The following is a 13,970-nucleotide window of genomic DNA, read 5'->3' as shown; positions in this document are numbered from 1 at the left end:
GCTGGAGGTGGACGTCATGACAACGTCCCCCAGGACCTCGTCGTCCATGGAAACGCACCCCGACATCGCCGACATCCGCGCCCGCCACGAGATGGCCGAGCGTGCGGCGAGCACGCCCAAAGTGCAGGCCGTCGAGACGATGGCCTTCCTCACCGGTCTCTACCTGGCAGCCTCGCCGTGGATCGTGGGCTTCAACGGCCTGACGCGCCTCGCGGTCGCCAACCTGATCGTCGGCATCGCCTACGCCCTTCTGATGAGCGGCGGCTTCGGCCGGGCGTACGAGCGCACCCACAGCATGGCGTGGGCCGCCTGCGCCCTGGGCGTGTGGACGATCGTCGCCCCGTGGGTCGTGGCGGGTGACGTCAGCACCACCAGGTCCGTGGTCAGCAACGTCATCACCGGCGCCCTGGCGCTCCTGCTCGGCCTCGCGGCGAGCGCGGCGGCCCGCTCGGGAGGCGGCTCGAACACCGGGCGCGGCAAGGCGAAGGCCTACCGGGCCGGACCCAGCTGACCGACCGGCCGCATCACGAGTACGGCGCGCCCCACGGCATCTCCGGTGCCATGGGGCGCGCCCTTGTCATCGAGTCGTACTGGTTCGTACGGTGTCACTCGTCCGTACGCCGCAGCGGCCCCCACTCGCCCGCCTCGCGGGCCACCTTCTCGCGGGCCTCGTCGATCATCCTGGCGTCGATCCAGGCCATCGGCTCCACGTCCTTGACCAGCGGCTCGTTGTCGGGGCCGCGGCCGTTCTCGTGGCCGAGCAGCACCCAGGGACGTACGCCGTCGCCCTTCTCGCGCGGCAGGTGCGAGTAGTCGTGCAGACGGCGCGCCACCCACAGCTCGATGGGCCGGTCCTGCCACCACGGCTCGATGTCGAGGGGGTTGGCCGAGAGCCCGGACATGTCCACGCCCGTCAGATCGTCCCTGCTCATCGTCCTCGTCCTGCCGTTGCCGAGGTCCGTCCCCGGCCCGCGGGACCAGCGCACGTACAGGCTCCTGTGCCGTTCCACGAGGTGGGCCAGCTCCCGCAGGGTGCGCAGGACCGGCAGGTCGTCCGAACTGCTCATGCGAGGGGTCACTTCCTTCGTCCCGATACGTTCCGTCGTTCCGCCATCTCACGTCAGCAGCCGCAGTACCGCCTCTTCGACGGCTCCCTGGGTGGCGGGCCGGCCGAAGGCGGTGTCCTCGCCGAGCCGGTCGAGGGCGGCGGCGATCGTGCGGCCCTCCTCGAAGAGTTCGATGACCCGGGGATTGATGTACGAGGCGCGGCACACGGCGGGGGTGTTGCCCAAATAGTGGCTGACCTCGCGGACGGCGCGGGCGACGGCGCGGCTGCGTGCCGCCTTCGATTCCTCGGCGCTCCGTGCCGAGACGGCGAGGGCGACCGCCGCGAGGACGGTGGCGTGCCAGGTCCGGAAGTCCTTGGCGGTGATGTCCGTGCCCGCGCGGTCCCGCAGATAGTCGTTGAGTTCCTCGGCGCGCAGTTCGTGCCAGTCCCGGCCCCGCCGGTACGCGAACAGCCGCGCGCCCGCGTCGCGGCGGCGCAGCAGGGAGCGCAGGACCTCGCAGGCGGCGGGGTCGACCAGGGCGCGGGTCTGCGTCTTCGCGTACTTCGCCGGATACGTGAGGCAGACCTCGCCGCTCCGGCAGGAGGCGTGTTCCTTGAGCAGGGTGGTCAGCCCGTACGTGCCGTTGTCCCGGCGGTAGGACTCGTTGCCGATGCGGAAGAAGCCGAGGTCGAGCAGGCGGACGGCGCAGGCGAGGACCCGCGCGCGGGTGAGCCCCCGCCCGGCGAGGTCCTCCGCGACGTGCGCGCGTACGTCGGGGAGCACGGCGGCGACCTCGAGGACGTGGTCGTGCTTGGCAGCCTCCTGCTGCTCGCGGAACCTCGGGTGGTACAGGTACTGGCGCCTGCCCGCGGCGTCGGTGCCGACGGCTTGGAGGTGCCCGTTGGGCCACGGGCAGATCCAGACGTCCTGCCAGGCGGGCGGGATGACCAGCCGCCGCAGGCGGTCCTTCTCCTCCGGGTCGGTGATGGGCGACCCGGAGGCGTCCACGTACCGGAATCCGCGGCCCGAACGGATGCGCCGGATTCCTGGCCGATGGACGTCACTCGTTCTCAGTCGCCGCATCTCGCGCATGTCCGAAGAGTGCCCCGATCAGGGGGTGGCAGACCTCGGATCAGATCGTTTGGCGGAGTGTGTCGCGGGCACTTCGAGAGACCGAGGCGCGACCATCAGTGGGCGAAGCGCGCCCCAAGGATCACAGAAGCGCGAGGTAGTCATGAGTGACCAGAACATGGCGGACGACGCCTACCAGCCCACCGGCGACAACGAGGAGCAGGAGGACGCGGCACCCCTGGACCTCCAGGACGCGCTCGACGAGCGCACCTACGACGACATGCTCGACGAGGGCTACTCGCCGCCGGAGAAGCCGCTGGGCGTCACCAAGACCGGCACCACGGCGGCGGAGCAGCACGAGGGCGAGACGCTCGACGAGCGGCTCCGGCAGGAGGTGCCCGACACGCAGGAGCCCCTCGGCGACGGCGTCGGCGACCTGCCGGGAGGCGAGGGCGAACCCGTGGACCCGGAGGCCGGGGGCGCCCGCGCCGGGCGCCTGGTGGCCCCGGACGAAGGCGCCCACACGGACACCACGAAGGAAGTCGTCGCCAGGGACACGGGCATCGACGGCGGCGCGGCGGGCGCCGAGGAGGCCGCGATGCACGTGGTCGACGAGGAGGACCTGCCGCCCGCTCCCGCTCCCGCTCCCGCTCCCGGCGAGGACCGGTACTGACGGAGGGGCGGGGATCCATCTGCGCCACGCGGGCCGCGCGTCCGACGGCCCGCGGGTCAGCGCTGCTGGGTGCGGGAGGTGCCGGCGTCGGAGGCCAGTGGCTTCAGCGGGTCGTGGCCGAGCGTCATCAGCCGGTGGCGCCAGTGCGCCTCGCCCGCGGTGGGTTCCATGTCGACGCCCCGCTCGGCGGTGACGACGTCGATGACCTTGCGCATGACGCGGAGGTCGTCCGCGGTCAGGTCGGTGCGCCGTTTGCCGAGGATCTCCAGGACCCGGCGGCCGTTCTGGGTACCCGAGTGGTCCGGCACCTCCTCGGTCTCCTCGCCGGCGGAACGGGTCATGAGCCAGTCGCTCAGCTCACGCGAGGTCATGTTGACCACCGCGTGGAACTCGTTCCACAGATCGTCCAGCTCCGCTTCGGAAATATCCACCATGACAGTTTTCTTCCTTTCGTACGCAGGTGTCCCTGCTCTTGGCCGGGTGCCCAGGAGCACCACCCGAAACCGCTCACCGCACCTCTGGAGGCGCCATGACGGCCGACGAACTTCTGGGACAGGATGGCCAGGCCGGGCAGGACGGCCAGGCCTATGACGGGCGGGGGGCCGTTCCCCTCGTGGGGTACGCCACCCTCGCCGCGACGTTCACCGCCGCGACCGGCGCCCTCGTGCTGCTGGCGCGCCGCCGCGGTGTCGTCCTGCCGGAGCGCGTACCGCCGTGGGACGTGGCGCTGATCGGCGTGGCGACGTTCAAGACGGCGCGGCTGCTCACCAAGGACAAGATCACCGGCTTCCTCAGGGCGCCCTTCGCCCGCCGCAAGGAGGACACGACGGCCGGCGAGGTCATGGACGAGCCGCGCGGCACCGGCCTGAGGCTGGCCATGGGCGACCTGGTGACCTGCCCGTTCTGCGCCTCGGCCTGGACCGCCACGGGGTTCATGGGGGCCTACGTCTTCGCCCCGCGGAGCGCCCGCCTGGTCGGCGCGGGCCTCGGCGCCATGGCTCTCGCCGACTGGCTCCAGTACGCCTGGGCGTGGACCCAGGAGAACGCCGAGGGCTGACGCGACCACGTACCCCTCCGCGGCCGGCCTCGACACAAGCACGGCCGCGGAGGTCGCCCGCCTCGACGCGTCACGCTCCGGGCGTCATGCTCAGCGCGTCACGACATGCCGCTCGTCCGGGACGCAGTGCGTCATGGTCAGCCCGCTGACGTCACGCGGCGGGTTCTCCCCGAGGTTCGCGAGCCGCTTGCGGTCCTCCTCGGTCAGGTCCTGGCTGGCCAGCGGCTGAAGGCCGGCGACGTCCTTCGCGCCGATGCCGAGCCCTTCGCCGATCTTGAGGCCCAGCTCGTTCTCCGCGAGGAGGAAGTGCCAGACCATCCGCTCCTGGACCTCCCGGTCGCACTGGGAGAGCAGGTCGACGAGGTTGTGCACGAGGTCGTCCCGCTCCCACTGCTCCATGAGGCAGTAGCGCTGCCCGGCCTGGATGTAGTCGTTGGTGCGCGGGATGCGCTTGCGCGTGAGCCTGCCGTGGATCTCCGGTCCCTGCTCGTCGTGGGTCGGGTACTGCCCTTCCCGCAGGCCGCCGGTGATGGACGGCTCGTAGTTGACGATGGGGTTCTCGCCGCCGCCGTCGACGTGATAGGTCATCTGGCCGTCGCGCTGGTTGGTGCGCACGTGGGCGTTCTTGGCCTGGTTGACGGGGAGTTGCAGGTAGTTGGGGCCGACGCGGTGGCGCTGGGTGTCGCTGTAGGAGAAGGTGCGGCCGACGAGCATCTTGTCGTCGGAGAAGTCGAGGCCGTCCACCAGCACACCGGTGCCGAAGGAGATCTGCTCGTTCTCCGCGAAGTAGTTCTCCGGCATCCGGTCGAGCACCATCCGGCCCACGGCCTTCGGCGGGAAGTCCTGCTCGGGCCAGGTCTTCGTGTCGTCGAGGGGGTCGAAGTCCAGCTCGGGGTGGTCGTGGTCGTCCATCACCTGGACGAGCAGCTCCCACTCCGGGTGGTCGCCGCGCGCGACCGCCTCGTACAGGTCCTTGGTGGCGTGGCCGAGGCCATCGGCCTGTACGTTGGCCGCGTCCTCCTCGGTCATGCTGCGGACGCCCTGTTTGGGCATCCAGTGGTACTTCACCAGGAGGGTCTCCCCCTGGTCGTTGACCCACTTGTACGTGTTGACGCCGAAGCCCTGCATATGGCGGTAGTCCGCCGGGATGCCGCGCGGGCTGAAGAGGTTGACCAGCATGTGCATGGACTCGGGCGTCTGCGACATGAAGTCGAAGATCCGCCGGGGCTGCTGCTCGAAGGTCACGGGGTCCGGTTTGAGCGCGTGGATGACGTCGGGGAACTTGATCGCGTCCCGGATGAAGAACACACCCAGGTTGTTGCCGACCAGGTCCCAGTTGCCGTCCTCGGTGTAGAACTTCACCGCGAAGCCGCGGGGGTCGCGGGCCGCCTCCGAGGAGTCGCGGCCGCCGATCACCGTGGAGAAGCGCACGGCGACGTCCGTTCGCTTGCCGCGCTCCTGGAAGACCTTGGCGCGGGTGAAGCGGCCGATGGGCTCGTCACCGAAGGTTCCGTAGGCCTCGAAGTAGCCGTACGCGGTCACGCCGCGGGCGTGCACGACGCGCTCGGGGATGCGCTCGCGGTCGAAGTGGCTGATCTTCTCAAGGAACTGGTAGTTCTCCAGGGTCGCCGGGCCACGGGCGCCGACGGTGCGCTGGTTCTGGTTGTCGTAGACCTGGTGGCCCTGCCGGTTGGTGAGCGTCTCGCGGCCGTCGCCCGAGGCGGGGCCCTTGCTCGATACGTCCGTCACGTCCTGTCGACTCCTTCGGCCCCGAGGGGCCCGATATGCCTGATGTGCCTGGCGTGTCCTCTTGCTCTGGTTTACCTGCTGTCGAGCACCCGTGCCGTCGACTTGCCCGCCCGGGTTCAGCCGTCCGTGTCGTCCGCTGCCGGGCCGTCCGCTGTCGCGTCGTCGTCGCCCTCGGCCTGCGAGGGCATGGTGCGCGGCGGCGCGTCCGCCTCGTCGTCGGTGGTGTCGCGGTCGCCTTCCGCCTTGGACGGGGTGTCTTCGCTCATGCCGTCTCTCCAGTCCTCTCCGAGTCTTGGGGGGGTCGTCCTTCCCATCGTCACTGCCACCCCGCGTCACAGCAGCAGGACAAGGGCGTAGACCAGGAAGAACGCCGCGATCAGCACCGCGAAGCCGATGATCAGGGCCAGCGGTCCCTTCGCCCACCCTTTCGGCGGATTGTGGGTCTCCGCGGGCCCCGCTCCCGACATGCTGCTCTCGGCGGGCGGGGTCTCCCCCGGTGGCACGCCCCCGCCGGGTCCGAGTCCCGCGGTGCTCCGGGGGTCGGGATCCGGCTCCGGGTCCGGCTCCGGGTGCTGGGAAGCAGTCATGGGATTCAAGTTCCCACGACTTCGGCGGACTCACCTTTCCGCCGGGCCGAATGCGGGGCCGCGCGCCACGGTTGCGGCGCGCTCTCGGGGAGACCCGTGGGGCGTCATGGCCGAACCTGGACGCAGGGCCATGAATGATCCGTACCCAAGGAGGTTCCATGACCGTCCCGACCGACTCCACCGCCAAAGTGGCCGTCATCACCGGCTCGGACTCCGGCATCGGCCGGGCCACCGCCGTCCGTCTCGCCCAGGCCGGGATGGACATCGGGATCACCTGGCACAGCGACAAGGAAGGCGCCGAGCGGACGGCCGAGGAGGTGGGCCGGCACGGGCGGCGCGCGGCCGTCGCCCAGATGGACCTGACCCGGCTGCCGGATGCCGCGGACGTCGTCGACGACCTCGCCGAGCGGCTCGGCCGCATCGACGTCCTGGTCAACAACGCCGGTACGGGCACCGCGACCCCCTACCTCGAACTGGGTCTCGACGATGTGCGGCGCGTCGTCGACACCGACCTCGTCGGCCCGTTCCTGTGCGGCCAGCGCGCCGCGCGCCGGATGATCCAACAGGGTGACGGCGGCCGCATCGTCAACGTGACCTCGGTCCACGAGCACCAGCCCCGCGTGGGCGCGGCCCCCTACTGCGCCGCCAAGGGCGGGCTCGGGCTGCTGACCCAGGTGATGGCCCTGGAACTGGCGGAGCACGGCATCACCGTCAACTCCGTCGCACCCGGCGAGATCGCCACCCCCATGACCGGGCAGGAGAACACGGACGTCCACAGCGAGCCCCGCCCCGGCATCCCGCTGGGCCGGCCCGGTGACGCCCGGGAGATCGCCGCCGTCATCGCCTTCCTCGCCGGCCCCGACTCCTCGTACGTGACCGGCGCGTCCTGGGTCGCCGACGGCGGCATGGTGCGGATGGGCCCCCAGGCCGGATCCCATCTCCAGAGCGACGACTGGCGGCGCCCCTGAGCCGTGCGGCGCGAAGAGGTGGCGCAGTTGGCCCTGCGGTATAAGGGAAATCCACCTAAGCGACATCCATATAAGCGTCGAACCCGGCGGTCCGGGTACCGGAGCTGCCTGGAGCAGGGATCGTCGGAGACCGCCGACCTGCACGCTCAGTGCAGCAGCCGGCGTCCGGAAACGGAGCAGCAGGTGACGCCGAACGCAGAAGACACCACCCCCGGCACCACTCCCGACACGCGGAAGCCGGTCACCGAGCTGCGTCCGGCGGGCGGACAGGTCACGGGCGGACCGGCCGGGGGATCCTCGCACCACGAGGTGCGCGCGGAAGAGCTTCCGCCCGACCTCAACCAGGCCATCCTGGAGGCGACCAAGCAGGTCGCCGCCATCCTCAAGAGGCGCGAACACGACTTCGCGCTCGCCGGCAGCGTCGCCGTGTACGCGCACGGCGGCGCCGGAAACCTCCAGCACGACGCCGACTTCTGCATCAGGCCCGAGGACGCCGAAGCGGTCGCGGCCACCCTGGAGGAGGCCGGTCTGCCGGTGTACGCGCCGCCCGAGGACTGGCTGCTCAAGGCGAAGTGCCTCGGCCAGGACATCGACCTCATCTTCGAACTGGCCAACCAGCCGGTCACCACGGAGCTGTTGGGCCGCGCCACGCTGCTGCCGGTGGACTCGGTGCACATGCCGGTCCTGTCGCCGACCGACCTGATGCGGGCCCTGCTCGCCGCCTTCTCCGAGCACCACTGCGACTTCGGCGCCGTGCTGCCGATCGCACGGCAGCTGCGCGAGATGGTCGACTGGGAGGCGGTGCGCGGCGAGTGCGGGGACGCGCCGATGCCGGCCGCCTTCCTCTACCTGCTGGAACGCCTGGAAGTCATCGCCCCGCGAGGAGGAGACCGATGAACGGCCAAGCCAACGTCGAGTACCGCATCGCCCATCTGAAGGAGCGGCTCGCCGCGGAGGAGCTGGGCGAACTGGGCATCCGCGTGGAGCACCGCGGCTCGTCCGTGACCGTCGTCGGGGCCGTGCCGACCTCGCACTGCCGCGAGGAGCTGCTGCGCACGGTGAACGAGCAACTGGCCGGGCTCACGGTCCACTTCGACATCGTGGTGGCCGAAGCGGCGGCCCCGGACCACCCGGAGGAAGTCTCATGATCCGCATCGCCGCCGTGGGGGACATCCACATGGGCCTCGACAGCAAGGGAGTGTTCCGGCCCGCCTTCGAGACGCTCGACGACTGTGCGGACCTGCTGCTGCTCGCCGGGGACCTCACCCGCCACGGCACGGTGGAGGAGGCCCGGGTGGTCGCCGACGAAGTGGCGGGGCTGCCGGTGCCGGTGGTGGCCGTACTCGGCAACCACGACCACCACGACGAGCGGCCCGAGGAGGTCACCGCCGTCCTGCGCGAAGCGGGCGTACGGGTGCTGGAGAAGCAGGGCACGGTCGTCGAGGTCGACGGGGCGCGCGTGGGCATCGCGGGCACGAAGGGGTTCGGCGGCGGGTTCGTCGGCCGCAGCGGCAGCGAGTTCGGCGAGCCGCTGATGAAGGAGTTCATCCGCTACACCCGCCGCTGCGCCGAGGGCCTGCGGACCTCGCTGGACGAACTGGCCGGGCAGGGCTGCGACACCAGGGTGGCGCTCACGCACTTCGCGCCCGTGCCGGACACCCTCGCGGGGGAACCCCTGGAGATCTACCCGTTCCTCGGCAGCTACCTCCTCGCGGAGGCGGTCGACGCGGCGGGCGCGGACCTGGCCGTCCACGGCCACGCGCACGCGGGCACCGAGCACGGCATGACCAGCGGCGGCGTACCGGTGCGCAATGTCGCCCAGCCCGTGATCCGCAAGGCGTTCAACGTGTACCACTTGGGCCGTCGGCCCGCGGAGGCGGCGGCGACGGCCGCCCACAGCGGATAGTCAGGCGCCCTTCCCCGTCACGACCTTCCCCGTCACGACCTCCTCCGTCATGCACCGTCCTTCAGGAGTTTCTGCACACCGCGTACGACGTCCTGGGCGGTGACCTCGGTCAGGCAGGGGTGGCCGGGCACCGGGCAGTGACGGGCGCGGGTGCCCGCGCAGGGGCTGTGCTGGTCGCCGAGGAGGACGACGGGCACTCCGTAGGGACCCCGGCGTTCCACCGGGACGACCGGGGAGAAGACGGAGACGACGGGGGTGCCGGTGGCGGCGGCGAGGTGGGCCGGGCCGGTGTTCCCCGCGATGACGACATCGGCCGCGCGCAGCACGCCGGCCAGGCTCCGCAGGTCCGTGCGCCCGCCGAGGTCGACGGCCGTGTCGCCGCTCACATGGTGCGTCAGGGCCGCCTCGTCGGGCCCGCCGGTGACGATGACACGGTGTCCGGCGTCGGCGAGCAGGGCGACCGCCTCGGCCGCGCGGTCCGCGCCCCAGGAGCGTGCCGGTGTGCCGGCTCCCGGGTGCAGGACGACGTAGGGGCCGTTGCCGGTGAGGCCGGTCGTGTCGGGGGCCGGCAGGACGCGGAGGCGGCCGTCGTCGCCCGTTCTGGGCAGGAACCCGAGGGCCGCGGCCGCGTCGAGCGCCGCCTCGGCGTCGTGGCGGCCGGGAAGCCGCCGGTGGGGGGCGTCGATGAGGCTGCCGGAGTCGTCGGCGCTGTCGGCGCCGATATGACGTACGTACGCCATGCGCAGCAGGAGCGCGGCGGGCAGCGGGCTCTGCCCGAAGGAGGTGCAGACGAGCGCGACGTCGTACGCCGTGTCCCTCAGCCGGTGCAGGAGACCTTCGACGTCCGCCTCGTCCACCGTCGGCGGGCGCGGGCCCGCCCACGGCGCCTCCCACACGAGTACGTCGGCGACGTCGGGCAGCAGCCTCGCGGCGGGGGCACCGCGCGGCCCGCACATCAGCGTCACGTGATCGGCCCGGGTGGCGACCGCCCGGACGGCCGGTCCGGCCAGCAGGACGCCTGTCATACCGTCCAGGCAGACGACGAGTGCCTTCATCGGGCCCCTTTCCTCCGGCCACTGTCCCCCCGGTGTATACCTCCCTCGGCGCTGATCATGCCTCGGGGCTGATCCACTCGGGCCGGTCGAGGAAGTCGGCGACGGTGCGCTTGAGTCCGTCGTCCAGGGAGACCTTGGGCGTCCAGCCGAAGATCTCGTGGGCGAAACCGGTCTCGGGGCGGGGCGGCTCGGGGCCGTCGTCGGGTGTTCCGGCGAACTCTGCCCCCGTGAACTCCAGGCGGGCGTCCGAGCCGGTCAGGGCGATCACCCGGCGGGCGATCTCCTCGACGGTCGCCGCCGGCTCGCCGCCGATGTCGACCGGCCGCAGCGACCGGCTCGCGGCCACGAGGAGTACGCCGTCGACGATGTCGTCGACGTAGCAGAGCGAGGGCGCGTGGCTGCCGTCGCCGGGGACGGTCACCGACTCGGCGCTCAGGGCCTGCCGGATGAGCGTCGGGATCAGCGGGCCGTCGTCCGGTCCCATGCGGGGGCCGTACGTCGGAAAGAGGCGCACGATGCCCGCGTCGGCCTCCTTGGCGCTCACGAACGCGGTGGTCAGCGCCTCGGAGAAGCGCCGGGACCCGTCGTACGCCGTGGGGCGGGCGCCGGCGTGGCAGGTGGAGGCGAGCAGGAACCGCGCGCCGTCCCGGACGGCGACGGCGAGGGCGTTGCGGGTGCCCAGGCTGTCGGCGTCGGGCGCCGCCTCCACGGGACGCGGCCCGCGCCGCGCGGAGGCGGTCGGCGGGGTGAGGCACGCGAGGTGCACGACGAGGTCGTACGGCCCCGCGAGGGCCTCGCGGCAGTCGGGGTGCGCGATGTCCCGCTCCAGATAGCGGAAGCCGGGACGGTCCGCCAGATGCTCGATGTCGCGGGCCGAGGCGCGCGGCACGGCGTCGACGCAGTCCACACGCACCCCCGCGCCGAGCAGTCGTTCGCACAGATGCGAGCCGAGGAAGCCCGCGCCCGCGGTCACCGCGGCCCTCTCCCACGGGGGCGGGGGTATGGGTGCCATGGAGAACATCGTCGGCGTCATGGGACGGCCTCCCTTGTCACGGCCAGGACGGCTCCTTGCGCGGCACGACGACCAGCTCGCCCACGGCGCTGCCCGCCGGGACCGACAGCGCGTACAGCACCGTGTCGGCCACGATGTCCGGGCTCTGCAGCATGGACACGTCGGCGTCCGGGAAGCGCTCCAGGATGAACGGGGTCTCCATGCCACCGGCGATGATGCCGGTGACGCCGATTCCCACGCAGTCGCGCTGCGCCTCCTTGAACAGCGTGTGGGTGAACGCGCGCAGGCCCGACTTGCCCGCCGCGTAGGGGCCCGCCTCGGTCCAGGTGCGGTTCGCGGCGGTGGACAGGATGTTCACGATGTGGCCGCCACCGCGGGCGATCATGCGCCGGTAGGTCTCCAGGCACAGGTACATGGGCCCGAGCAGGTTGGTCTCGACGACCCGTGTCACCTCGGAGGCCGTGAGGTGCTCGATGGGCTTGGAGACGTCGACGGCGGCGTTGTTGACCAGGATGTCGACCGACTCCCCGGCCGCCTCCAGATCCCGGAAGACGGCGGCGACCGCGGCGGCGTCCCGTACGTCCATCTCCACGAAGCGGGCGTCGAGACCGTCGCGGCCGAGGTCGTCGCAGAGCTCCTGCGCGAGATCCTTCCGGACGTCGGCGACGAGGACCGAGGCCCCGGCCCGGGCCAGTCCCCTCGCGATCGAGGCGCCGAGGCCCCGGGCCGCCCCGGTCACCAGCGCCCGCTTGCCCTGGAGGTCGACCTGCGCTCCGCCACCCATGCCAGTCCCTTCCTTCGTGCGGTTGACCGCGGTCGCGCTCGGCGACCGCTCCGCTTCCCACTGTGACGCCGAGCGGCCTCTCCGGCACCTCGGGCCGCCCGCGCGGCGCCCCCGTCCGTGACTGTGGCCCGCGTCACCGCGCGGGACTTCACGGCCGCGTACGGACCCCACCCGCGAGCCGTGTGAGCAAGCACACCAGAACCGCCAAATCGCTCTGCGCGAGCCGCACTTGGACTCTTCTGACGCCGTATCCGACCGAACGGCACCGGGGCTCACGAACACCATCTGCCACCATGGTCAACGCCGCACTCCGGAGCGTCCGTACGCCTCAGCGCGCTCAGAAGACGTCTCTCCGGCTGCGCGGCCGCCCCACAGATCCGCTGGAGTGACCGCGCAGTGCCGCCGGTGTCCCGAGCTCCCGCCGATGCCCCCGCCTGAGTCCCTTCGGGCTGCCTCCGAGTCTCCGAGTGCCCCTGTGTCTTCTGTGTCTTCTGTGTCTTCCGTGTCCTCCGTGTCCTCCTCCCCTGCCCCTCCCCCTGCCTCCGCGCCGTCCGCGGACCCGTCCCATTCGCCGTGGCGGTCTCTGAAGTACCGCAGCATGCGCTGGTGGTCGGTCGCCAACTTCGTGTCGAACGCCGGTACGTGGATGCAGCTGACCGTGCAGAACCTGCTGGTCCTGCAGATCACCGGGTCCGCCGCCGCCACGGGCCTCTCCATGTCCGTGCAGGCCGCGCCCGCGCTGCTCATGAGCGTCGTGGGCGGTGCCGTCGTCGACCGGTGGCCCCGCAAGGTGACCGCCACGGTCAGCCAGGCCCTCCTCGGCGCCATCGCCTTCACGACGGCCGCCCTCGTGGCCTGCGGCCGGCTCGACCTGACCGTCCTGCTGGTGCTGGCCGCCGTCACCGGCGTCATCGCCACGGTCGACGGGCCCGCGTGCGCCCTGCTGGGCAATGACCTCGTGCCGCCGGAGGACGTGCCCTCCGCCATCGGCGTGGGCTCGCTCGTCCACAGTGCGGGTCGCCTCGCCGGTGCCGCCCTCGGCGGTGTCACGGTCAGCTTCCTCGGCACGGCCGCCGCGTACGCCGCCAACGGTGTGTCGTTCCTCTTCGTCGCCGCGGTCATCCCCTTCCTGCGTCCCGCGTACGGGGCGCTGCGCGGTGCGGTGGCCGACCGGCCTCTTGTCCCGGCGCAGCGCGGCTCCGCCCCTGCCCCCGAGCCCGAGCCCGTCGGCCAGGACATGACCGTGCGGCAGGGCCTGGCGTTCTTCATGCGGCGGCCCCGCCTCGTGGCCCTCGCGGGCATCACCGGCATCAGCGCGGTCTTCGGACGGAACTACACGCTGACCCTGGCCGTGCTCGTCACGGGGCCGCTCGCCGGGGGCGCCGGTTCGTTCGGCACGGTCTCCACCGTCCTGGCCGTCGGCGGCATCATCGGCGCGGTCCTCGGCGCCAGGCTGCGCCGGCCGTCTGTGCGGCTCGTGGGTCTGCTGGCCGCGGCGGGTGCCCTGCTCCAGGTGGTGGCGGGGTTCTCCCCCTCCTTCGCGGTACTGCTGGTCCTGGTCCTGCCCATGGCCGTCGTCGAGTCCGTCTCGGACACGGCGGGGACGACCGTCCTCCAGACGGACCCGCCCGCCCATCTGCGGGGCCGTGTGCTCGGCGTCTGGGGAAGCATCAGCACGGGCTGGGGCCTCGCGGGCCCGCCCGCGCTCGGCCTCCTCATGGAACTGGCCGGCGCCCGTGGCGCCCTGGTGTCGGGCGGCCTGATCATCGCGGGCTCCATCGGAGCAGGCCTGCTCCTCCGCAAGCGCCGCACCCCCAAGCCGGTCCTCCTCCACAAGGAGGAACTGGACACCCCCAGCCAGCCGGCGTTGAGCACGGCCGCCTAAGAAACGCGCCCGACCGACCGATCCCGCCCCGCACCCCAAGAGCGCCCCGCCAGGGGCGCGAGGAACTGCGCGAGCAACCAAGGACACACCGCACCCGCAAAGGGACTCCCGGCGGGCAGACGCGACCGCGCGAGAAGCCCGCCGCAGGCGAGAAAACGGCACTGGGGACACCCA

The 13,970-nt window shown here is 72.0% G+C and carries 17 protein-coding genes; 8 read left to right on the top strand and 9 right to left on the bottom strand.

All coding sequences use genetic code 11. From position 1 onward, the window contains the following. Positions 1-16 precede the first annotated feature (16 nt). On the top strand, positions 17-511 hold the full coding sequence (locus ACWDZ7_RS23065; protein WP_451799370.1) for an SPW repeat protein: 495 nt from the start codon (positions 17-19) through the stop codon (positions 509-511). A 94-nt stretch (positions 512-605) separates the two neighbouring features. Here ACWDZ7_RS23065 and ACWDZ7_RS23060 read toward each other — a convergent pair whose 3' ends face one another. Both ACWDZ7_RS23060 and ACWDZ7_RS23055 read right to left on the bottom strand, forming a co-directional pair. Beyond that, a complete protein-coding gene (locus ACWDZ7_RS23060) occupies positions 606-1,067 on the bottom strand; it encodes a DUF6098 family protein (RefSeq protein WP_451799368.1) in 462 nt (153 codons plus the stop codon). Between the two features lie 48 nt (positions 1,068-1,115). Then, the gene (locus ACWDZ7_RS23055) at positions 1,116-2,132 is read right to left on the bottom strand and encodes a DNA topoisomerase IB (protein WP_451799494.1); all 1,017 of its coding nucleotides are present in this window, start codon (positions 2,130-2,132) and stop codon (positions 1,116-1,118) included. 151 nt (positions 2,133-2,283) lie between these two features. On the opposite strand from ACWDZ7_RS23055, the gene ACWDZ7_RS23050 reads away from it, so the two are divergent. Further along, positions 2,284-2,793, top strand: a complete 510-nt coding sequence (locus tag ACWDZ7_RS23050; protein ID WP_451799366.1) for a DUF5709 domain-containing protein — start codon at positions 2,284-2,286, stop codon at positions 2,791-2,793. Between the two features lie 56 nt (positions 2,794-2,849). On the opposite strand, the gene ACWDZ7_RS23045 is transcribed toward ACWDZ7_RS23050, so the two are convergent. Then, complete coding sequence (locus ACWDZ7_RS23045) at positions 2,850-3,227, bottom strand: DUF3140 domain-containing protein (RefSeq protein ID WP_451799364.1); 378 nt, start codon at positions 3,225-3,227, stop codon at positions 2,850-2,852. 95 nt (positions 3,228-3,322) lie between these two features. On the opposite strand from ACWDZ7_RS23045, the gene ACWDZ7_RS23040 reads away from it, so the two are divergent. Then, positions 3,323-3,850: a DUF1360 domain-containing protein gene (locus tag ACWDZ7_RS23040; RefSeq protein ID WP_451799363.1), complete on the top strand. Its 528-nt coding sequence runs from the start codon at positions 3,323-3,325 to the stop codon at positions 3,848-3,850. Positions 3,851-3,940: 90 nt separating this feature from the next. Here the strand turns inward: ACWDZ7_RS23040 and ACWDZ7_RS23035 are convergent, their stop codons facing one another. The 3 genes from ACWDZ7_RS23035 to ACWDZ7_RS23025 form a co-directional block, all read right to left on the bottom strand. Beyond that, positions 3,941-5,599 (bottom strand): catalase, encoded by a 1,659-nt coding sequence (locus ACWDZ7_RS23035; RefSeq protein WP_451799362.1) that lies wholly within the window; start codon positions 5,597-5,599, stop codon positions 3,941-3,943. A gap of 116 nt (positions 5,600-5,715) precedes the next feature. Next, complete coding sequence (locus ACWDZ7_RS23030) at positions 5,716-5,865, bottom strand: hypothetical protein (RefSeq protein WP_451799360.1); 150 nt, start codon at positions 5,863-5,865, stop codon at positions 5,716-5,718. 66 nt (positions 5,866-5,931) lie between these two features. Next, positions 5,932-6,186: a DUF6480 family protein gene (locus tag ACWDZ7_RS23025; RefSeq protein WP_451799358.1), complete on the bottom strand. Its 255-nt coding sequence runs from the start codon at positions 6,184-6,186 to the stop codon at positions 5,932-5,934. A 158-nt stretch (positions 6,187-6,344) separates the two neighbouring features. Here ACWDZ7_RS23025 and ACWDZ7_RS23020 point away from each other — a divergent pair, with 158 nt between their 5' ends. The 4 genes from ACWDZ7_RS23020 to ACWDZ7_RS23005 all read left to right on the top strand — a co-directional run bounded on the left by ACWDZ7_RS23020 (position 6,345) and on the right by ACWDZ7_RS23005 (position 9,060). After that, the gene (locus ACWDZ7_RS23020; RefSeq protein WP_451799356.1) at positions 6,345-7,154 is read left to right on the top strand and encodes an SDR family oxidoreductase; all 810 of its coding nucleotides are present in this window, start codon (positions 6,345-6,347) and stop codon (positions 7,152-7,154) included. A gap of 183 nt (positions 7,155-7,337) precedes the next feature. Then, entirely contained in the window at positions 7,338-8,051 is a 714-nt protein-coding gene (locus ACWDZ7_RS23015) for a hypothetical protein (protein ID WP_451799354.1), read from the top strand. Further along, positions 8,048-8,302: a hypothetical protein gene (locus tag ACWDZ7_RS23010; RefSeq protein WP_451799352.1), complete on the top strand. Its 255-nt coding sequence runs from the start codon at positions 8,048-8,050 to the stop codon at positions 8,300-8,302. The genes ACWDZ7_RS23015 and ACWDZ7_RS23010 overlap by 4 nt, the downstream gene beginning before the upstream one ends. Further along, positions 8,299-9,060, top strand: a complete 762-nt coding sequence (locus ACWDZ7_RS23005) for a metallophosphoesterase family protein (RefSeq protein ID WP_451799350.1) — start codon at positions 8,299-8,301, stop codon at positions 9,058-9,060. Before ACWDZ7_RS23010 ends, ACWDZ7_RS23005 begins: the two co-directional genes overlap by 4 nt. A gap of 47 nt (positions 9,061-9,107) precedes the next feature. On the opposite strand, the gene ACWDZ7_RS23000 is transcribed toward ACWDZ7_RS23005, so the two are convergent. Genes ACWDZ7_RS23000 through ACWDZ7_RS22990 form a run of 3 tightly spaced genes read right to left on the bottom strand, consistent with a single transcriptional unit; the run spans position 9,108 to position 11,911 of the window. Next, on the bottom strand, positions 9,108-10,115 hold the full coding sequence (locus ACWDZ7_RS23000; protein ID WP_451799348.1) for a glycosyltransferase family 9 protein: 1,008 nt from the start codon (positions 10,113-10,115) through the stop codon (positions 9,108-9,110). 55 nt (positions 10,116-10,170) lie between these two features. Then, positions 10,171-11,127, bottom strand: a complete 957-nt coding sequence (locus ACWDZ7_RS22995) for an NAD-dependent epimerase/dehydratase family protein (protein WP_451799346.1) — start codon at positions 11,125-11,127, stop codon at positions 10,171-10,173. Positions 11,128-11,164: 37 nt separating this feature from the next. Next, the gene (locus ACWDZ7_RS22990) at positions 11,165-11,911 is read right to left on the bottom strand and encodes an SDR family oxidoreductase (RefSeq protein WP_451799344.1); all 747 of its coding nucleotides are present in this window, start codon (positions 11,909-11,911) and stop codon (positions 11,165-11,167) included. Positions 11,912-12,509: 598 nt separating this feature from the next. On the opposite strand from ACWDZ7_RS22990, the gene ACWDZ7_RS22985 reads away from it, so the two are divergent. After that, positions 12,510-13,796 (top strand): MFS transporter, encoded by a 1,287-nt coding sequence (locus ACWDZ7_RS22985; RefSeq protein ID WP_451799342.1) that lies wholly within the window; start codon positions 12,510-12,512, stop codon positions 13,794-13,796. The last annotated feature ends 174 nt before the right edge of the window (positions 13,797-13,970 follow it).

The sequence above is a fragment of the Streptomyces sp. NPDC003032 genome (assembly GCF_053591415.1).
Note: the sequence above shows the minus strand (reverse complement) of the source record. Positions and strands in the feature narration are given on the sequence as shown.